We start from the raw sequence: 18,554 nt of genomic DNA, 5'->3' as shown, positions 1-18,554 counted from the left end.
GGGTGGCGGCTACGCCTTACCCGGCCTACAAATTAAAGTGCCATGTAGGCCGGGTAAGCGCAGCGCCACCCGGCTTTTTTCGTTACTCCCACTCCTGCAAGAATCGCTGTCCATACTGGTCGGCCACCAGCAGCGCCGCATAGACCTGATCCGGCGTGACGCCGCCAGGCATGTTGTGAATGGTTTCACCTTCGGCGCAGGACGCTTCCGCGATCAGCCGCATTTTGGCCGGAATATCCTCTTTGATGTTCAGCTGCGCCAGGGTGATCGGCAGCCCAACGCTGTGGCAAAGCGCGGCGACGGTCTCAATTTCTTCAACCGGCGCGTTCTCCAGTACCAGCTGTGTCAGTGTGCCGAACGCGACCTTTTCACCATGGTAAAAATGATGCGCATCCGGCACCGCCGTCATGCCGTTGTGAATGGCATGCGCCGCCGCCAGCCCGCCGCTTTCAAAGCCCACCCCGCTGAGATAGGTGTTGGCTTCGATAATGCGTTCCAGCGCCGGTGTGACGACATGCTGCTCTGCCGCCAGCATCGCTTTCTCGCCCTCTTCAACCAGCGTGTTGTAGCACAGCTCTGCCAGCGCTAACGCTGCCTGCGTGCACTTGCCACCCGCCATGGTCGTGGCGCCGCTGCGCGAACAGGCGCGCGCTTCAAACCAGGTTGCCAGTGCATCGCCAATCCCGGCGGCCAGCAGGCGCGCAGGTGCGCCTGCCACCACTTTGGTATCGACAATCACCATGTTCGGGTTGTGCGGCAGCATCAGGTAGCGATCGAACTCACCGCTGTCGGTATAAATCACGGAGAGGGCGCTGCACGGCGCATCGGTGGAGGCAATGGTCGGGGCAATGGCCACCGGCAGTCCATAAAGTGCGCCAGCGCTTTGGCGGTATCCAGCGTTTTTCCGCCGCCGATACCCAGCACCGCCAGGCAGTCGGCGCTGTCGGCCAGCTTTTTCAGGCGATCGATTTCATTTTGCGAACATTCGCCACCAAAGGGTGCAATTTCGGCATGGAGTCCGGCTTTTTTAAAACTCTGACGCAGGGTTTCTTCAGCAAAACCCAGCACAAATTTATCGCCCACCACCAGCCAGCGATTCGCCAGCGGCTTCAGGTAGTCGCCGAGGCGAGTAAGAACATCTGCACCCTGGATGTATTTCCCCGGCGATTGAATAATACGGTCCATAACAGTTCTCCCTTAGAGGTTGAGGTTACCAAACGCGTTTTTCCAGTCCTGCTCGAACTTCTCTATGGCTGACTCTACCGCTGGTGTGTCGAGCATTTGTTGCGCTACGTCTAAGGGAAGCGTGATTGCCTCACATCCTGCCAACAGGCAATCCAGCGCCTGGCGCGGCGTTTTAAAGCTGGCAGCCAGCACCATGCTTTCCGGCGCATGCAGTTCCAGCAGGGACTGCAGCTCCTGTACCATGCCAATACCGTCGCCGCCCTGTGCGTCGACGCGGTTGACGTACGGCGCAACGTATTTCGCGCCTGCCAGCGCGGCCAGTAAACCCTGAGCGGCGCTGTAAACGGCGGTGCCCAGCGTGGTAATTCCCTCTTTCTTCAGCGCCTTAATCGCGATGAGCCCCTGTGCAGTGACGGGAATTTTTACCACGATGTCCGGCAGGGCATTGTTCAGCCGTTTTGCTTCCGCCACCATTTCTTCGGCATCGCGGCTCATGGTTTGAGCAAACAGCATGCCTTCCGGCCCAATGGCTTTTTGCAGGCGCGGCAGCACGTCCCAGATGGATTCACGGCTGGCGGCAATGATGCTCGGGTTGGTGGTAACGCCCGCAATGGGAAAAATGCGCGCCAGGCGTTCAACTTCCGCCACGTTCGCGGTATCCAGATACAGTTCCATTATTTTTCCTTAAGTCAGAAAGGTTGAATAAAGGGTAAGGCCCGGCTGAGTGCGGCGGATACAGGTCAATTTTGCCAAATACTGGACAAATGTAATGTCCTTAGCGAAGTGCGATAGCGATCACAATGCTATTTTTTGGCGATAAGCTGGCTGTGATACTGGCGACGATATTCGGAAGGGGAACGCTCGGTGTGCTTGCGAAAGAGGCGACAAAAGTAGTTGCTGTCAGGAAATCCGCAGCGTGCGGCAATATCTTTAATTTTGAGATCGTAGCCTTTCAGCAACTGGCGTGCATGTTCCAGCCGCGTTTGTGTCAGATACTCGTTGAACCCCACGTGGCCGATCTTCTGAAAGAGATGGGAAAGATAGTTCGGCGAGATGTAGAACGCCTGTGCCACGGATTCGCGCGTTAACGAAGAGGCGTAATTTTCTTCGATATAGCTACGAACGGCTTCGAATAGCGCCCGGCTGCGGTTAGCGGTGTGGATGTCACTCCCAAGCAGATCCCGGCAGTGGCTGAGCAAGCTTAATACCACCAGCATGGCTGTGTCTTGCTCGTCTGGCTGCATCTGTAATTCGGTGAGCGCTTGCAGAAGAAAAGCACCCGTTCTCGGGCCACGCCGGGGAACCTGCAGCTGCTGCAAAAGCGCGTTGTCACGCTGTAAATCGAGAGTCAGCTGCTGCTTACCGAAATGTATGCTCAGGGCGTTAGGCGGTGGAAGCGTGATGTGTCCAAAGGATGAAAATATCGCCTCACAGGGGGAAGCAAGGGTAATGACGAGGCAGGGAGATGTTCGGGGATGCTGTTCAGCCAGCGCTGAGAAATGAATCTGGCCCAGCGGTAACGTTCGGTTCACCAGGTCAGTCAAAATTCGGGTGATATCGGAATACATGAGAAGACTACCGAAACGTGCCGGGCGGCGCTAAAAACGCCTGCCCGGCATAAAGCATTACCCAGTGTTACGCATGCCCGCCGCAACGCCCGCAATCGTCACCATCAGCGCCTGTTCAACGCGTGGATCCGGCTCTTTACCTTCCTCTTCCGCCAGACGCGAACGGTGCAGCAGCTCTGCCTGTAAAACGTTCAGCGGGTCGGTGTAGATGTTACGCAGCTGGATAGACTCGGCGATCCACGGCAGGTCTTCCATCAGGTGGGAGTCATTGGCGATATCCAGCACCACTTTGATGTCGCCTTCCAGCAGTTCGCGCAGCTCTTTGCCCAGCGCCCACAGCTCCGGCTTCACCAGGCGCTGATCGTAGTATTCCGCCAGCCACAGGTCGGCCTTCGAGAAGACCATCTCCAGCATTCCCAGACGGGTAGAGAAGAATGGCCAGTCGCGGCACATGGTTTCCAGTTCGCTCTGCTTACCGTCTTCCACCACTTTTTGCAGCGCCGCACCGGCACCCAGCCAGGCTGGCAGCATTAAGCGGTTTTGCGTCCAGGCGAAGATCCATGGAATGGCGCGCAGGGATTCAACGCCACCGGTCGGGCGACGCTTTGCAGGACGCGAGCCCAGCGGCAGTTTACCCAGCTCCTGTTCAGGCGTGGCCGAGCGGAAGTAAGGGACAAAATCTTTGTTTTCACGCACGTAGCCGCGGTACAGATCGCAGGAGATGTCAGACAGTTCGTCCATAATCCGGCACCAGGATTCTTTTGGCTCCGGCGGCGGCAGCAGGTTGGCTTCGAGGATCGCGCTGGTATAAAGCGACAGGCTGCTGATGGTCACTTCCGGCAGGCCGTACTTGAAGCGGATCATCTCGCCCTGCTCGGTCACGCGCAGGCCGCCTTTCAGGCTTCCTGGTGGTTGAGAGAGCAGCGCCGCGTGTGCAGGCGCACCGCCACGACCAATTGAGCCACCGCGTCCGTGGAACAGGGTCAGCTCGATACCGGCTTTCTCACAGGTTTTGATCAGTGCATCCTGTGCCTGATACTGCGCCCAGGAGGCTGCCATCACCCCCGCATCTTTCGCGGAGTCGGAATAGCCGATCATCACCATCTGTTTGCCCTGAATAAAGCCGCGATACCAGTCGATGTTCAGCAGCTGGGTCATCACGTCGTTAGCGTTGTTCAGGTCGTCGAGAGTCTCAAATAGCGGTGCTACCGGCAGAGCATAGTCAATGCCCGCTTCTTTCAGCAGAAGGTGAACGCCCAGCACGTCGGACGGGGTCTTCGCCATGGAGATCACGTAGGCGGCCACAGATCCTTTCGGCGCATCTACAATCGCTTTACAGGTGTTGAGCACTTCGCGGGTGTCATTGCTTGGCTCCCAGTTGCGCGGCAGCAGCGGGCGCTTGGAGTTCAGCTCGCGGATCAGGAACGCCTGTTTGTCGGCTTCTGACCAGCTTTCGTAGTCGCCAATGCCGAGGTAGCGGGTCAGCTCGCCCAGCGCTTCGGTATGACGGGTACTTTCCTGACGAACGTCGATACGCACCAGCGGCACGCCGAAACACTTCACGCGGCGCAGGGTGTCGAGCAGTTCGCCGTTGGCAATGATGCCCATCCCACAAGCCTGGAGCGATTTATAGCAGGCGTATAGAGGCTCCCAGAGCTGTTCGTTCTGGCTCAGCAGACCTTCCGGCTTCGGCAGGCGCTGGCCTTTCAGGCGCGCTTCCAGCCAGGCCTGAGTGGCCATCAGCTGACCGCGCAGCTTTTTCATCAGGAAGCGGTACGGCTCGCTGGCGCCTTCTTCACCGGCCAGCGCGCGCAGTTCCGGCGTCGCTTCCACCATCGACAGCTCGGAGATCAGCAACTGAATATCTTTCAGGAACAGGTCGGTTGCTTTCCAGCGGCTCAGCAGCAGGACGTGACGGGTGATTTCCGCCGTCACGTTCGGGTTGCCGTCGCGGTCGCCGCCCATCCAGGAGGTGAAGCGAACCGGCACAAAGTCGACCGGCAGGCGATAGCCCAGATTTTCTTCCAGCTGTTCGTTCAGCTCGCGCAGGTAGTTGGGTACCCCTTCCCACAGGCTGTTTTCCACCACCGCAAAGCCCCACTTGGCTTCGTCGACCGGGCTTGGGCGATGCTTACGAATTTCATCGGTGTGCCAGGACTGGGCAATCAGCTGGCGCAGGCGGCGCATAAGCTGGTTACGTTCGTAGTCGGCGATGTCTTTGTTATCCAACTGCTTCAGACAGTTGTTCACTTCCACCATTTTGTGGATCAGCGTACGACGGGTGATTTCGGTTGGGTGTGCGGTCAGCACCAGCTCCAGCGAAAGGGATTCCACCGCTTTTTTGATGGTCGCTTCGTTGAGGTCGGGCTGGTCTTTGAGTTTACGAAGGGTGCGGGCAATGACTTCCGGGTTGCTGGCCGCTTCGCCTTTTGGCGAAATGCTGTGGTATTGCTCAGCGGTGTTTGCCAGGTTCAGGAACTGGCTGAAGGCGCGGGCAACGGGCAGCAGCTCATCGTTGGAGAGGTTCTGCAAGGTGGTAAGCAGCTCCTGACGATTGGCCTCATTACCGGCGCGGGAAGATTTGGACAGCTTGCGGATGGTTTCAACGCGGTCGAGGATGTTCTCCCCCAGTGCGTCTTTGATGGTATCTCCAAGCACTTTGCCGAGCATACTGACATTACTACGCAACGCGGAATATTGTTCGTTCATAAAAACCCAGTCACCCCATCATTTTTGTTTATGCCCAGGCGAAAATCTTCTGGACATTATTTTGTCATCTCCCTTTATAAAGCCACGTAAAACCCCCGTCGTCAATTGCTGCGAAAACGGTTCAGCAGACGAATAAATGCGGACAATTTACGAAATTTAATTCGCATTGCGTCAGATAAGAGATGCTTATGGAAATGTGACGGTGATCATGCGATTTGTTGCCCTCACCCTAACCCTCTCCCACAGGGAGAGGGGACTTTTCGGTGCGGTTTTAATGCCAGCAGAAGTGATGCACAACCTGGGTAATGAGTTCGCGGGTGGGCTTGATGAAGCGGGTTTCGAGATATTCGTCCGGCTGGTGTGCCTGGTTGATGGAGCCAGGGCCCAGAACCAGCGTCGGGCACAGCGTCTGAATAAACGGCGCTTCGGTGCAGTAGTTCACCACGTCGGTTTTCTCGCCAAGCAGTTTTTCCACCACCTGAACCAGCTGGTGGTCAGGCGGGCATTCGTAGCCTGGAATCGGCGGATGCAGTTCGGAGACCGTCAGACGGCCCGGCCAGCGCTCGCTGACCGGTGCCAGCGCTTCGTTCAGTAAGCCATCCAGATCGCTCAGCGTCATACCCGGCAGAGGACGGATATCCATATGCAGTTCGCAGCAGGCGCAGATACGGTTGGACGCATCACCGCCGTGCAGGCTGCCGAGGTTAAGCGTTGGGTAAGGCACGGTGAACGCCTCGTAGTGATAGCGCTCTTTCAGATCGTCGCGCAGGGTCATGATGCGGCCAATCGCGTCATGCATCAGCTCAATGGCGTTCACGCCGCGCGCCGGATCGCTGGAGTGGCCGGACTGGCCCAGTACGCGCACCGCGGTCGAAATATGGCCTTTGTGCGCCCGAATCGGTTGCAGAGAGGTCGGTTCGCCGATGATCGCGCAGTCAGGACGAATCGATGTGTTTTCAGAGAAATAACGTGCGCCCGCCATGCTGGTCTCTTCATCGGCGGTCGCCAGAATGTAGAGCGGTTTTTTCAGCTTCGTCACGTCCACGTCACGCAGCGCGTCGAGGATAAAGGCGAAGAAGCCTTTCATGTCGGCGGTGCCCAGACCATAAAGCTTGTTGTCATGCTCGGTCAGCGTGAACGGATCGCGCGTCCAGCGGCCATCATCAAACGGCACGGTGTCAGTGTGGCCAGCCAGCAGCAGGCCGCCCGCGCCATGTCCGGTACTGGCGAGCAGGTTAAATTTGTGACGTGTTCCGGGGACGGGCTGAACCTCAACGTTAAACCCAAGATCGCTAAACCAACCCGCCAGCAGATTGATTAAAGACTCATTGCTCTGATCCAGGGCTTCTTCCGTCGCGCTGATGGAGGGTGTGGCGATCAGGGCGCGGTAAATCTCGATAAATGGCGGTAAGTTCATTTTCATTGTTGACACACCTTAGGTCGTGATAGTATCAATATTCATGCAATAAATGTGAATAAAAATACATTAACGTTGAGCATAAAGGAACCCGATGTTGAATACGCTGATTGTAGGCGCTAGCGGTTATGCGGGCGCAGAGCTTGTAAGCTACGTAAATCGCCACCCTCATATGACCATAACCGCTTTGACCGTGTCAGCGCAAAGCAATGATGCCGGAAAGTTAATTTCCGATTTGCATCCACAACTTAAGGGCGTGGTTGATTTGCCTTTGCAGCCCATGTCTGACATCAGCGAGTTTACCGACGGCGTTGACGTGGTGTTTTTAGCCACCGCACACGAGGTCAGTCACGACCTGGCGCCGCAGTTCCTGGCAGCCGGATGCGTGGTGTTCGATCTCTCCGGCGCGTTCCGCGTTAACGACGGCGCGTTCTACGAAAAATATTACGGTTTCACCCACCAGCATCCGGAACTGCTTGAAAAAGCGGTGTACGGCCTGGCGGAGTGGAGCGCAGATAAACTGAAAGAAGCGAACCTGATTGCCGTTCCGGGATGCTACCCGACGGCGGCGCAGCTTTCCCTGAAGCCGCTGATCGACGCCGGGTTGCTGGATCTGAACCAGTGGCCGGTGATCAACGCCACCAGTGGCGTGAGCGGCGCCGGGCGCAAAGCGGCAATCTCCAACAGCTTCTGCGAAGTGAGCCTTCAGCCGTATGGCGTGTTTAACCACCGTCATCATCCTGAAATCACGACGCATCTGGGCGCGGACGTCATTTTCACCCCGCATCTGGGCAGCTTCCCGCGCGGGATCCTCGAAACCATTACCTGCCGCCTGAAGCCGGGTGTGACCAAAGAACAGGTGAACGAGGTCTTCACGCAGGCGTATGCGGATAAACCGCTGGTGCGCCTGTACGACAAAGGCGTGCCGGCGCTGAAAAATGTGGTCGGCCTGCCGTTCTGCGATATTGGCTTTGCCGTGCAGGGTGAGCATCTCATCGTGGTGGCCGCAGAAGATAACCTACTGAAAGGCGCTGCCGCACAGGCAATGCAGTGTGCAAATATTCGTTTCGGCTTCCCTGAAACGCAGGCTCTTATTTAAGGTGTGATGATGAATCCATTAATTATCAAACTCGGTGGTGTACTGCTGGACAGCGAAGAAGCGCTGGAGCGCCTGTTTAACGCACTGGTGAACTATCGTGAATCACACCAACGTCCGCTGGTGATTGTGCACGGCGGCGGCTGTGTGGTGGATGAGCTGATGAAAGGGCTCAACCTGCCGGTGAAAAAGAAAAATGGCCTGCGCGTGACGCCTGCCGACCAGATTGACATCATTACCGGCGCGCTGGCGGGCACGGCGAACAAAACGCTGCTGGCCTGGGCGAAGAAGCACCATATCGCCTCCGTTGGCCTCTGTCTGGGCGATGGCGATAGCGTGAAAGTGACCCAGATCGACGAAGAGCTTGGCCATGTTGGACTGGCGCAGCCGGGTTCGCCTAAGCTGATTAACACCCTGCTGGAAGGCGGTTTCCTGCCGGTGGTGAGCTCAATCGGCGTGACCGAAGAGGGCGAGCTGATGAACGTTAACGCTGACCAGGCGGCAACCGCGCTGGCGGCCACGCTGGGCGCAGACCTGATCCTGCTCTCCGACGTGAGCGGCATACTGGACGGCAAAGGCCAGCGTATTGCGGAAATGACCGCCGCAAAAGCCGAGCAGCTGATCGATCAAGGCATTATCACCGACGGCATGATTGTTAAAGTGAATGCGGCGCTGGATGCGGCCCGCACGTTGGGTCGCCCGGTGGATATCGCCTCCTGGCGGCACGCGGAGCAACTCCCGGCGCTGTTTAACGGTACGCCGATTGGTACGCGTATTCTGGCTTAAGTTTCTGTGCCGGATGGCGCTTTGCTTATCCGGCCTACGTGAATTTTGTAGGCCCGGTAAGCGCAGCGCCACCGGGCAAAAATATCATCATTAAGGAAATTCGTTATGGCACTTTGGGGTGGGCGTTTTACACAGGCAGCGGATCAGCGGTTCAAACAGTTCAACGACTCTTTGCGCTTCGACTACCGCCTGGCCGAACAGGATATTGTCGGCTCTGTGGCCTGGTCCAAAGCGCTGGTGACCGTTGGCGTGCTGACCGCAGACGAACAGCAGCAGCTGGAAGAGGCGCTGAACAATCTGCTGGAAGAGGTGCGTCTGGATCCGCAGCAAATCCTCCAGAGCGATGCTGAAGATATTCACAGCTGGGTGGAAGGCAAACTGATCGACAAAGTCGGCCAGTTGGGTAAAAAGCTCCATACCGGGCGTAGCCGTAATGACCAGGTGGCGACCGACCTGAAGCTGTGGTGCAAAGAGACCGTCGGCGAACTGCTGGCGGCGAATCGTCAGTTGCAGGGCGCGCTGGTGGACACCGCGCAGAACAATCAGGACGCGGTGATGCCGGGATATACCCACCTGCAACGCGCGCAGCCGGTGACGTTCGCGCACTGGTGTCTGGCCTATGTTGAGATGCTGGCGCGTGATGAGAGCCGTTTACAGGATACCTTAAAGCGTCTGGACGTGAGCCCGCTGGGCAGCGGCGCGCTTGCCGGCACGGCTTATGAAATTGACCGTGAGCAGCTGGCAGGCTGGCTGGGCTTTGCCTCCGCCACCCGCAATAGTCTGGACAGCGTCTCTGACCGTGACCACGTGCTGGAACTGCTCTCAAATGCGTCTATCGGGATGGTGCACTTGTCGCGCTTTGCCGAAGACCTGATCTTCTTTAACTCTGGCGAAGCCGGGTTTGTGGAGCTGTCCGACCGTGTGACGTCCGGCTCCTCCCTGATGCCGCAGAAGAAAAACCCGGACGCGCTGGAGCTGATCCGCGGGAAATGTGGCCGCGTGCAGGGTGCGCTGACCGGTATGATGATGACCCTGAAAGGGTTGCCGCTGGCGTACAACAAAGACATGCAGGAAGACAAAGAGGGGCTGTTCGACGCGCTCGACACCTGGCTGGACTGTCTGCATATGGGCGCGCTGGTGCTGGACGGCATTCAGGTGAAACGTCCGCGCTGCCAGGAAGCGGCGCAGCAGGGGTATGCTAACTCTACCGAGCTGGCGGACTACCTGGTGGCGAAAGGCGTACCGTTCCGCGAGGCGCACCATATTGTGGGTGAAGCGGTAGTGGAAGCGATTCGTCAGGGTAAAGCCCTTGAAGAGCTGGCGCTTGCCGACCTGCAAAAATTCAGCGCGGTTATCGGGGATGATGTCTACCCGATTCTGGCCCTGCAATCCTGCCTGGATAAGCGTGCAGCGAAAGGCGGCGTGTCACCGAAGCAGGTAGCGCAGGCGATTGCGGATGCGAAAAACCGGTTGGTTTAAACCGTGCGGGCTGGTGCCCTCACCCCGGCCCTCTCCCACTGGGAGAGGGAGAAAAACGGAGCCTGGCTTAGTGCTGGGCTTTTTTTTACGCAAAAAAAAGCGGACCACGGGGTCCGCAAAAGTTCACGTTGGCTTTAGTTTTTCGAGTTTTGAGAGAAACTCGCTGACGGTGCGGGGACGTCAAGGGTCAAACACGTGCCGCCTCGTCTATGTGATGTATTATTCAACAGAATGCTTGATAGGGATAATCGTTCGTTGCTATGCTATCTATCGCCATGAACTATCGTGGCGACGGAGGATGAATAATGAATATTCGTGATCTTGAATACCTGGTAGCGTTAGCTGAGCATCGCCATTTTCGCCGCGCGGCAGACTCCTGCCATGTCAGCCAGCCAACGCTGAGCGGTCAGATCCGCAAGCTGGAAGATGAGCTGGGCGTGATGCTGCTGGAGCGCACCAGTCGTAAAGTACTGTTCACGCAGGCAGGTCTGCTGCTGGTGGATCAGGCGCGCACCGTACTGCGCGAGGTCAAAGTGCTCAAGGAAATGGCAAGCCAGCAGGGGGAAGCGATGTCCGGCCCGCTGCATATTGGCCTGATCCCAACCGTTGGCCCGTACCTGTTGCCGCAAATCATTCCGATGCTGCACCAGACGTTCCCGAAACTCGAAATGTACCTGCATGAAGCGCAAACCCATCAGCTGCTGGCGCAGTTAGACAGCGGTAAGCTCGACTGTGCGATTCTGGCGCTCGTTAAAGAGAGTGAAGCGTTTATTGAAGTACCGCTGTTCGATGAGCCGATGATGCTGGCGATCTATGAAGATCACCCGTGGGCGAACCGCGATCGCGTACCGATGGCCGATCTGGCCGGTGAAAAACTGCTGATGCTGGAAGACGGCCACTGTCTGCGCGATCAGGCGATGGGCTTCTGCTTCGAAGCGGGTGCCGATGAAGATACCCATTTTCGCGCAACCAGCCTGGAAACGCTGCGTAATATGGTGGCGGCGGGAAGCGGTATTACGCTGTTGCCGGCACTGGCGGTGCCGCACGAGCGTAAACGTGATGGCGTGGTCTATCTGCCGTGTATTAAGCCGGAGCCGCGTCGCACCATTGGTCTGGTTTATCGTCCGGGGTCACCGCTGCGCAGCCGCTATGAGCAGCTGGCAGAGGCCATCCGCGGTGCGATGGATGGCCATTTTGACAGCGCGTTAAAACAGGCGGTTTAAGCCGTTCAGCGCAGCGACCCGATAAGCTTCCGCCATGGTCGGGTAGTTAAAGGTGGTGTTAACGAAGTACTCAATGGTGTTGCCACCACCTTTTTGCTCCATGATCGCCTGGCCGATATGAATGATTTCCGCCGCGCGTTCACCGAAGCAGTGAATACCGAGGATCTCTTTCGTCTCGCGATGGAACAGGATCTTCAGTGTACCCACGCTCATTCCCACGATTTGCGCCCGCGCCAGATGTTTAAACTGGGCACGACCCACCTCGTAAGGCACCTTCATGGCCGTAAGCTGCTGCTCGGTTTTGCCGACAGAACTGATTTCCGGAATGGTGTAGATCCCCGTCGGGATATCTTCAATCAGATGCGCCGTCGCTTCACCTTTCACCAGCGCCTGTGCGGCGATGCGGCCCTGATCGTAAGCGGCGGAGGCCAGGCTTGGGTAACCAATCACGTCGCCCACCGCGTAAACGTGCGGCAGCGCAGTCTGGTACATGCTGTTGACCTTGAGCTGACCGCGGCTGTCGGTTTCAAGCCCGATATTCTCCAGCTGCAATGAATCCGTGTTGCCGGTACGGCCGTTGGCATACAGCAGGCAGTCGGCTTTCAGCTTCTTACCGGATTTCAGGTGCATGATCACACCGTCATCGCAGCCTTCGATTTTCTCGTACTCTTCGTTGTGGCGAATCACCACGCCACTGTTCCAGAAGTGGTAGGAGAGGGAATCTGACATCTCCTGATCGAGGAACGCCAGCAGCCGGTCGCGGGTGTTGATCAAATCAACTTTGACCTCCATTCCGCGGAAGATCGACGCATATTCACAGCCAATCACCCCCGCACCATAAATGATCACATGGCGTGGCTCGTGGTGCAGGCTGAGGATGGAGTCGCTGTCGTAAATGCGCGGGTGCGAGAAATCCACGTCTGCCGGATGGTAAGGACGGGAGCCGCAGGCGATCACAAATTTTTCAGCGGTGAGCGTCTCAACCGAACCGTCGTGGCACTCCAGCGCCAGGGTGTGTTCATCCACAAAATGCGCGTTCCCTTGCAGAATTTCACAGTGGTTGCGCTCATAGAAACCCTGACGCATGCGCGTCTGCTGGTTAATGACCGTGTCTGCGTGATTCAGGATATCGGCAAAGGAGGAGCGAAGAAGTCGGGAGTGGTCGCTGTAAAGAGGGTTCTGGTTAAATTCGATAATGCGGCTAACGGCGTGGCGGAGGGCTTTCGAAGGGATGGTGCCCCAGTGGGTGCAACCGCCGCCGACATTATGGTAGCGCTCAATAACCGCTACTCTGGCTCCCTGTTTTACCAGACCCATAGCAGCACCTTCGCCGCCGGGGCCGGAACCAATAACTATTGCGTCGTAATCGTAGGAATGTGGCATGGCAAGGCTTACCTGTTCTTATACATAAAAGCAACAGAATCATAACATCATTGCCAGGGTAACCCAATTATCGTTGTGCTTTTTTCGGGCAGTGGAGCACAAACCGCGCGTAAACAATCATTCACAAAGTCAGGTAAACAGATTAATTTTATTCTCTGGTATAGTGCCAACGGGCCTTTGGAAGGATTCAACTATCGTGATGGGCGTAAGAGCACAACAAAAAGAGAAAACCCGGCGTTCGCTGGTGGAAGCCGCATTCAGTCAACTGAGTGCTGAGCGGAGTTTTGCCAGTTTGAGCCTGCGTGAAGTGGCGCGCGAGGCCGGGATTGCGCCAACGTCCTTCTATCGTCATTTCCGTGATGTGGATGAACTGGGCCTGACCATGGTCGACGAGAGCGGTTTGATGCTGCGCCAGCTTATGCGTCAGGCGCGTCAGCGTATCGCCAAGGGCGGCAGCGTGATCCGCACTTCCGTGTCGACATTTATGGAATTTATCGGCAATAACCCTAACGCGTTTCGCCTGCTGTTGCGTGAGCGTTCCGGAACGTCAGCCGCGTTTCGTGCCGCCGTCGCGCGTGAAATTCAGCATTTCATCGCGGAACTTGCCGACTATCTTGAACTCGAAAACCATATGCCGCGTGCGTTTACTGAAGCACAGGCTGAGGCGATGGTGACGATTGTGTTCAGCGCGGGTGCTGAAGCGCTGGATGTCAGCATTGAACAACGTAAGCAACTCGAAGAGCGACTGGTATTGCAGCTGCGGATGATTTCTAAAGGTGCGTACTACTGGTATCGCCGTGAACAAGAGAAGTTGGCACATCAAAACGATGAGTGAAGGTGAGTAATGAAACAGTCAGGTCAGGATAAAGGAACGCTGTTGCTGGCATTGATCGCTGGCTTATCCATTAATGGTACGTTTGCGGCGGTTTTCAGCTCAATTGTACCGTTCTCGATTTTCCCGATTATCGCGCTGGTGCTGACGGTGTACTGCCTGCATCAACGTTATCTGAACCGCACCATGCCTGTCGGGTTACCGGGGCTGGCCGCAGCCAGTTTTATCCTGGGTGTGCTGCTGTACAGCACCGTGGTGCGTGCGGAATACCCGGATATTGGCTCTAACTTCCTGCCTGCGGTACTGTCCGTGGCGCTGGTGTTCTGGATTGGCTCTCGCATGCGTAGCCGCAAGAGCGAGTTGCCGGAGTAGAGAAGGGTTTTGTAGTCGTTGTAGGGCAGGTAAGCGAAGCGCCACCTGCCAAAAAATGCCGGATGGCGCTACGCTTATCCGGCCTAAAGATTATCGTGCAGTAAGCAGTACGCCGCACTCCATATGGTGCGTATACGGGAACTGATCGAACAGCGCCAGACGTTCAACCTTGTGCGTCTGGCTTAATGTTTCCAGATTCTTGCACAGCGTCTCCGGGTTACAGGAGATGTACAAAATACGCGGGTACGCCTGCACCATCTTCTCGGTTTCGCTGTCCAGGCCACTGCGCGGCGGATCGACAAAAATTGTCTCACACTGGTAGCTCTTCAAATCAATCCCTTGCAGGCGGTTAAACTCGCGTACGCCGTTCATCGCCTGGGTAAACTCTTCTGCCGCCATACGAATAATTTGTACGTTATCAATATGGTTAGCGGCGATGTTGTACTGCGCGGCTGCCACCGACGGTTTGGCGATTTCCGTCGCCAGCACGCGTTCGAAGTTACGCGCCAGCGCCAGCGAGAAGTTGCCGTTACCGCAGTAGAGTTCCAGCAGATCGCCCTTAGACCCTTCCGTCGCCTTCAACGCCCACTCCAGCATCTGCACGTTCATGGCGGCATTCGGCTGGGTGAAGCTGTTCTCCACCTGACGGTAAACCATCTCTTTTCCTGCCACCGGCAGACGCTCGTCGATGTAATCCTGGTCCAGCATGATTTTGGTTTTGGTCGCGCGGCCAATCAGGTGCACGTTGATATTCTGCGCGCGCAGCGCATCGCGCAGCGCATCGCGCAGGGCTTCTGCCTGCTCGCGCCACTCGTCAGTCAGTGCTTTGTGATAGAGCAGAGAAACAATGGCCTGATTGCTTTGGGTGGTCAGGTAGTCAATCTGGAACAGCTTGTTGCGCAGTACCGGATTGTTGCGCACACCGTCGATCATCAGCGTCATCAGCTGGTTGATAAGCTCACTCGCCGCCGGAAAACTGTCTACGCGAATACGGGATTTCGTCTGCTGATCGAAAATGATGTGGTACAGGTCATCGCCATCGTGCCAGATGCGGAACTCAGCGCGCATACGGTAGTGGCTGACCGGAGAACGAAACACCTCGGGAACGGGCGCGTTAAAAGGCGTCATCATACTTTGCAGGCGGACAACTTTTTCTGCCAGCTGTGCGTCGTACTGTTCTGTCGGGAGGTGTTCGGGGGTCATGATGCGTCCTGAGTGATAAAGAATTACGCGGGGATTGTAGGGATTGTGCAGTGGATGTCCAGATTTAATGGCTAATAGCTATCTGGACATCTATACGTGTCTAATTGTAGCATTCTGTTTCCGGTCTCCTGAGAGTGAAAAGGGAATCCAGTGCAAATCTGGAGCTGACGCGCAGCGGTAAAGACTGGCGGGATGAGAGTTGCAGACACTGTGAAAATGGGAAGTCTTCATCCGTATAACGCCACCCAGCCCGAAGACCTGCCGGGATCACGTCGCATTTGGTTTCATCATCGCGTGCTATCGGTGAGGCCTGCGGCATCCTTCTTATATTGTGGATGCTTTAACAATGATTAAAAAAGTATCGCTGTTGACGGTGTTTTCCGTCACGGCATTTTCGGGCTGGGCGCAGGAAAGCGCCGACTCGTTGGTGGTGACAGCAAACCGTTTCGAACAACCAGCAAAAACCGTTCTGGCTCCGACCTCCGTCGTGACGCGTGAGGATATTGAACGCTGGCAGGCAACGAGTGTTGTGGAAATCATGTCACGCCTGCCGGGTGTGGACATCGCACAAAGCGGCGGGATGGGGTCGACCTCTTCAACGTTTATTCGCGGTACGGAATCCCGCCATGTTCTGGTACTGATTGATGGTATCCCTCTGAATAATGCCGGGATCAGCAACGTTCCCGATTTAAGCCAAATTCCGACGTCGCTGATTCAGCGTATTGAGTACATTCGCGGCCCACGTTCGGCGCTGTATGGCTCCGACGCGATTGGCGGTGTGATTAACATCATTACCGGGCGCGACAAGCCGGGTGCGGAAATTTCTGCGGGTGTCGGTTCAAAGGGGTATCAAAACTATAACGGTGCCTTCCAGCAGGTGTTCGATAAAACCAAAATCACCATGGCCGGTGATTATACCTATACCCGTGGTTTTGATATTGCCGCAAAAGATGCCCCGCGCCAGCCAGACCGCGATGGTTTTATGAGTAAATCGCTGTTTGGCTCGGTGGAGCAGCAGTTTACCGACAGCGTCAGCGGATTCGTCCGTGGCTTTGGCTACGATAACCGCTCCGCGTATGACGGTTACGATCACTATGGCGCGACCGGCATTGATGGGCGGCCGGACACGCGTCAGGTTTACAGCCAGAACTGGGACACCGGGTTGCGCTATAACCAGGGTATTTTCCAGTCACAGCTGGTGGCAGGGTATGGCCGTAGCAAAGATCAGAACTATGATCCGAAAAAAGGCCGCTACGCTGACTCCGCAACCATGGATGACGTGAAGCAGTACACCACCCAGTGGCTGAATACGGTTGAAGTGGGGCACGGCAATATCGGCGCGGGTCTGGACTGGCAGAAGCAGAAAACCCAGGCGGGTACGGGCTATCTGGAAAAAGGTTACGAACAACGTAATACCGGCGTGTTCCTTTCGGCGATGCAGCAGTTCAACAGCGTGACGCTGGAAGCGGCGGCGCGTAATGACGATAACTCTAACTTTGGCAATCATGCCACCTGGCAGACCAGCGCCGCATGGGAGTTCATCGACGGGTATCGCATCATCGGTTCTTACGGCACAGCGTATAAAGCGCCGACCATGAGCCAGATCCACAGTAAGGATTACGGCAATCCGGACCTGAAGCCAGAAGAGAGTAAGCAGTGGGAAGGTGGTTTTGAAGGCCTGACGGGGCCGGTAAACTGGCGCGTGACGGGTTATCGTAATGATATTGATAACCTGATTAACAGCGACCCGCGGACCTACCGTTATTACAACGTGGATGAGGCTCGCATCAAAGGGATTGAGGTGACGGCGCAGTTCGATACCGGACCGGTAGGGCACCAAATTTCCTATGACTACGTTGACCCGCGCAATGCGAAAACCAACGAAGTCCTGGCACGTCGCTCAAAGCAGCAGGTTAAGTATCAGCTTGACTGGCAGGTGTGGGATCTCGACTGGAATCTGGCGTACCGTTATCTGGGCACTCGCTATGACGTTGCCGTTGATCCGAATACCTATGCAACAGAACGCGTGAAAATGGGCGGCGTCAGCCTGTGGGACGTCGCGGTTTCATATCCCGTCACCTCTCATCTCACAGTTCGTGGTAAAATAGCCAACCTGTTCGATAAAGATTACGAGACAGTTTATGGCTACCAAACTGCAGGACGGGAATACACCTTGTCTGGCAGCTACACCTTCTGATCCGCGTCCCACCGTGCTGGTGTTTGATTCCGGCGTCGGTGGGCTTTCGGTCTATGATGAGATTCGGCAGCTCCTGCCGGATCTCCATTACATCTACGCCTTCGATAACGTCGCGTTCCCGTATGGGGAAAAGAGTGAAGGCTTTATTGTTGAGCGTGTGGTTGAAATCGTCACCGCGGTACAAAAGCGTTATCCTCTGGCGCTGGCGGTCATTGCCTGTAATACGGCAAGCACGGTCTCTCTTCCTGCCCTGCGCGAAAAATTCCCGTTCCCGGTTGTGGGCGTTGTTCCGGCAATCAAACCTGCGGCGCGTCTGACGGCGAACGGCATTGTGGGGTTGCTGGCTACGCGTGGTACGGTAAAACGTCCTTATACGCGTGAGCTTATTGAGCGCTTTGCCAATGAATGCCAGATCGCCATGCTCGGCTCCGCGGAGCTGGTGGAAATGGCGGAAGCGAAACTGCACGGCGAGACGGTCTCGCTTGAAGAGCTGCGTCGTATTCTGCGTCCATGGCTGCGGATGCAGGAACCACCGGATACGGTTGTTCTCGGCTGTACCCATTTCCCGCTATTACAGGAAGAGCTGTTAAAGGTTCTGCCTGAAGGGACCCGGCTGGTGGATTCCGGTGCTGCGATTGCGCGTCGGACGGCCTGGCTGCTGGAACACGAGGCGCCGGATGCGAAATCCGCTGATGCGAACATCGCTTTTTGTATGGCGATAACAAAAGAAACCGAACAACTTTTGCCCGTTTTACAGCGTTACGGCTTCGAAACGCTCGAAAAACTGGCGCTGTAGCACGGTTTTGAGCAAAAAAGAGACGGTTGAACGTTTTTTTTCAAAGAGGGGTTGTCAACGTCTGAGAACTCCCTATAATGCGCCTCCACTGACACGGAACAACGGCTTGCAAGCCGCCGGGACAGCGGGGTTCAGAGATGAACACCAACAGAGAAAAGTGAAAATAATTGCTTGACTCTGAATGAGGAAAACGTAATATACGGGACCTCGCAATGATGAGCTGAAAGCCGCGTTGCAACTGCTCTTTAACAATTTATCAGACAATCTGTGTGGGCACTCAAAGTGACATGGATTCTTAATGTCCTCGG

At 56.1% G+C, this 18,554-nt stretch carries 14 protein-coding genes, 1 pseudogene and 1 riboswitch; of the genes and pseudogenes, 8 read left to right on the top strand and 7 right to left on the bottom strand.

Annotated features, from left to right (window positions below):
* Nucleotides 1-82 precede the first annotated feature (82 nt).
* The 5 genes and pseudogenes from gldA to argE form a co-directional block, all read right to left on the bottom strand.
* Nucleotides 83-1,185, bottom strand: a pseudogene (gene gldA / locus ACOTZD_RS20285) (bifunctional L-1,2-propanediol dehydrogenase/glycerol dehydrogenase).
* A gap of 12 nt (nt 1,186-1,197) precedes the next feature.
* On the bottom strand, nt 1,198-1,860 hold the full coding sequence (gene fsa, locus ACOTZD_RS20280) for a fructose-6-phosphate aldolase (protein ID WP_023315033.1): 663 nt from the start codon (nt 1,858-1,860) through the stop codon (nt 1,198-1,200).
* A 128-nt stretch (nt 1,861-1,988) separates the two neighbouring features.
* Nucleotides 1,989-2,753, bottom strand: a complete 765-nt coding sequence (locus ACOTZD_RS20275) for a helix-turn-helix transcriptional regulator (protein WP_045337092.1) — start codon at nt 2,751-2,753, stop codon at nt 1,989-1,991.
* Between the two features lie 57 nt (nt 2,754-2,810).
* Nucleotides 2,811-5,462, bottom strand: a complete 2,652-nt coding sequence (ppc, locus tag ACOTZD_RS20270) for a phosphoenolpyruvate carboxylase (protein ID WP_174402265.1) — start codon at nt 5,460-5,462, stop codon at nt 2,811-2,813.
* A gap of 271 nt (nt 5,463-5,733) precedes the next feature.
* Entirely contained in the window at nt 5,734-6,885 is a 1,152-nt protein-coding gene (gene argE / locus ACOTZD_RS20265; RefSeq protein ID WP_003862050.1) for an acetylornithine deacetylase, read from the bottom strand.
* Nucleotides 6,886-6,973: 88 nt separating this feature from the next.
* Between argE and argC the strand changes: the two genes are divergently transcribed.
* From argC to oxyR, 4 genes are all read left to right on the top strand, one after another.
* The gene (gene argC, locus ACOTZD_RS20260) at nt 6,974-7,978 is read left to right on the top strand and encodes an N-acetyl-gamma-glutamyl-phosphate reductase (RefSeq protein ID WP_023315030.1); all 1,005 of its coding nucleotides are present in this window, start codon (nt 6,974-6,976) and stop codon (nt 7,976-7,978) included.
* 6 nt (nt 7,979-7,984) lie between these two features.
* The gene (gene argB / locus ACOTZD_RS20255) at nt 7,985-8,761 is read left to right on the top strand and encodes an acetylglutamate kinase (RefSeq protein WP_174402264.1); all 777 of its coding nucleotides are present in this window, start codon (nt 7,985-7,987) and stop codon (nt 8,759-8,761) included.
* A 105-nt stretch (nt 8,762-8,866) separates the two neighbouring features.
* Nucleotides 8,867-10,240 carry an argininosuccinate lyase gene (gene argH / locus ACOTZD_RS20250; protein ID WP_003862053.1) on the top strand — a complete coding sequence of 458 codons (1,374 nt, stop codon included), beginning with the start codon at nt 8,867-8,869 and terminating at the stop codon, nt 10,238-10,240.
* Nucleotides 10,241-10,545: 305 nt separating this feature from the next.
* Nucleotides 10,546-11,463 (top strand): DNA-binding transcriptional regulator OxyR, encoded by a 918-nt coding sequence (gene oxyR, locus ACOTZD_RS20245; RefSeq protein ID WP_003862055.1) that lies wholly within the window; start codon nt 10,546-10,548, stop codon nt 11,461-11,463.
* Here the strand turns inward: oxyR and sthA are convergent.
* On the bottom strand, nt 11,446-12,846 hold the full coding sequence (gene sthA, locus ACOTZD_RS20240) for a Si-specific NAD(P)(+) transhydrogenase (protein WP_003862057.1): 1,401 nt from the start codon (nt 12,844-12,846) through the stop codon (nt 11,446-11,448). The genes oxyR and sthA overlap by 18 nt on opposite strands.
* A 196-nt stretch (nt 12,847-13,042) precedes the next feature.
* Here sthA and fabR point away from each other — a divergent pair, with 196 nt between their 5' ends.
* Both fabR and ACOTZD_RS20230 read left to right on the top strand, forming a co-directional pair.
* The gene (gene fabR / locus ACOTZD_RS20235) at nt 13,043-13,681 is read left to right on the top strand and encodes an HTH-type transcriptional repressor FabR (RefSeq protein ID WP_003862059.1); all 639 of its coding nucleotides are present in this window, start codon (nt 13,043-13,045) and stop codon (nt 13,679-13,681) included.
* Nucleotides 13,682-13,690: 9 nt separating this feature from the next.
* Nucleotides 13,691-14,050, top strand: coding sequence for a YijD family membrane protein (locus ACOTZD_RS20230; RefSeq protein WP_174402263.1), 360 nt, complete (start codon nt 13,691-13,693; stop codon nt 14,048-14,050).
* A 90-nt stretch (nt 14,051-14,140) separates the two neighbouring features.
* Here the strand turns inward: ACOTZD_RS20230 and trmA are convergent, their stop codons facing one another.
* Nucleotides 14,141-15,253, bottom strand: a complete 1,113-nt coding sequence (gene trmA / locus ACOTZD_RS20225; RefSeq protein ID WP_137042231.1) for a tRNA (uridine(54)-C5)-methyltransferase TrmA — start codon at nt 15,251-15,253, stop codon at nt 14,141-14,143.
* Between the two features lie 104 nt (nt 15,254-15,357).
* Nucleotides 15,358-15,533: riboswitch (cobalamin riboswitch) on the top strand.
* Nucleotides 15,534-15,599: 66 nt separating this feature from the next.
* On the opposite strand from trmA, the gene btuB reads away from it, so the two are divergent.
* Nucleotides 15,600-17,450, top strand: coding sequence for a TonB-dependent vitamin B12 receptor BtuB (gene btuB, locus ACOTZD_RS20220; RefSeq protein ID WP_003862065.1), 1,851 nt, complete (start codon nt 15,600-15,602; stop codon nt 17,448-17,450).
* Nucleotides 17,395-18,246: a glutamate racemase gene (murI, locus tag ACOTZD_RS20215; protein ID WP_174402262.1), complete on the top strand. Its 852-nt coding sequence runs from the start codon at nt 17,395-17,397 to the stop codon at nt 18,244-18,246. Before btuB ends, murI begins: the two co-directional genes overlap by 56 nt.
* The last annotated feature ends 308 nt before the right edge of the window (nt 18,247-18,554 follow it).

The organism is Enterobacter cloacae complex sp. SHL022 (assembly GCF_049237785.1).
Classification (GTDB): Bacteria; Pseudomonadota; Gammaproteobacteria; order Enterobacterales; family Enterobacteriaceae; genus Enterobacter; species Enterobacter hormaechei_C.
The sequence above is the reverse complement of the archived record's forward strand: the minus strand, read 5'-3'. Positions and strand labels throughout refer to the sequence as shown.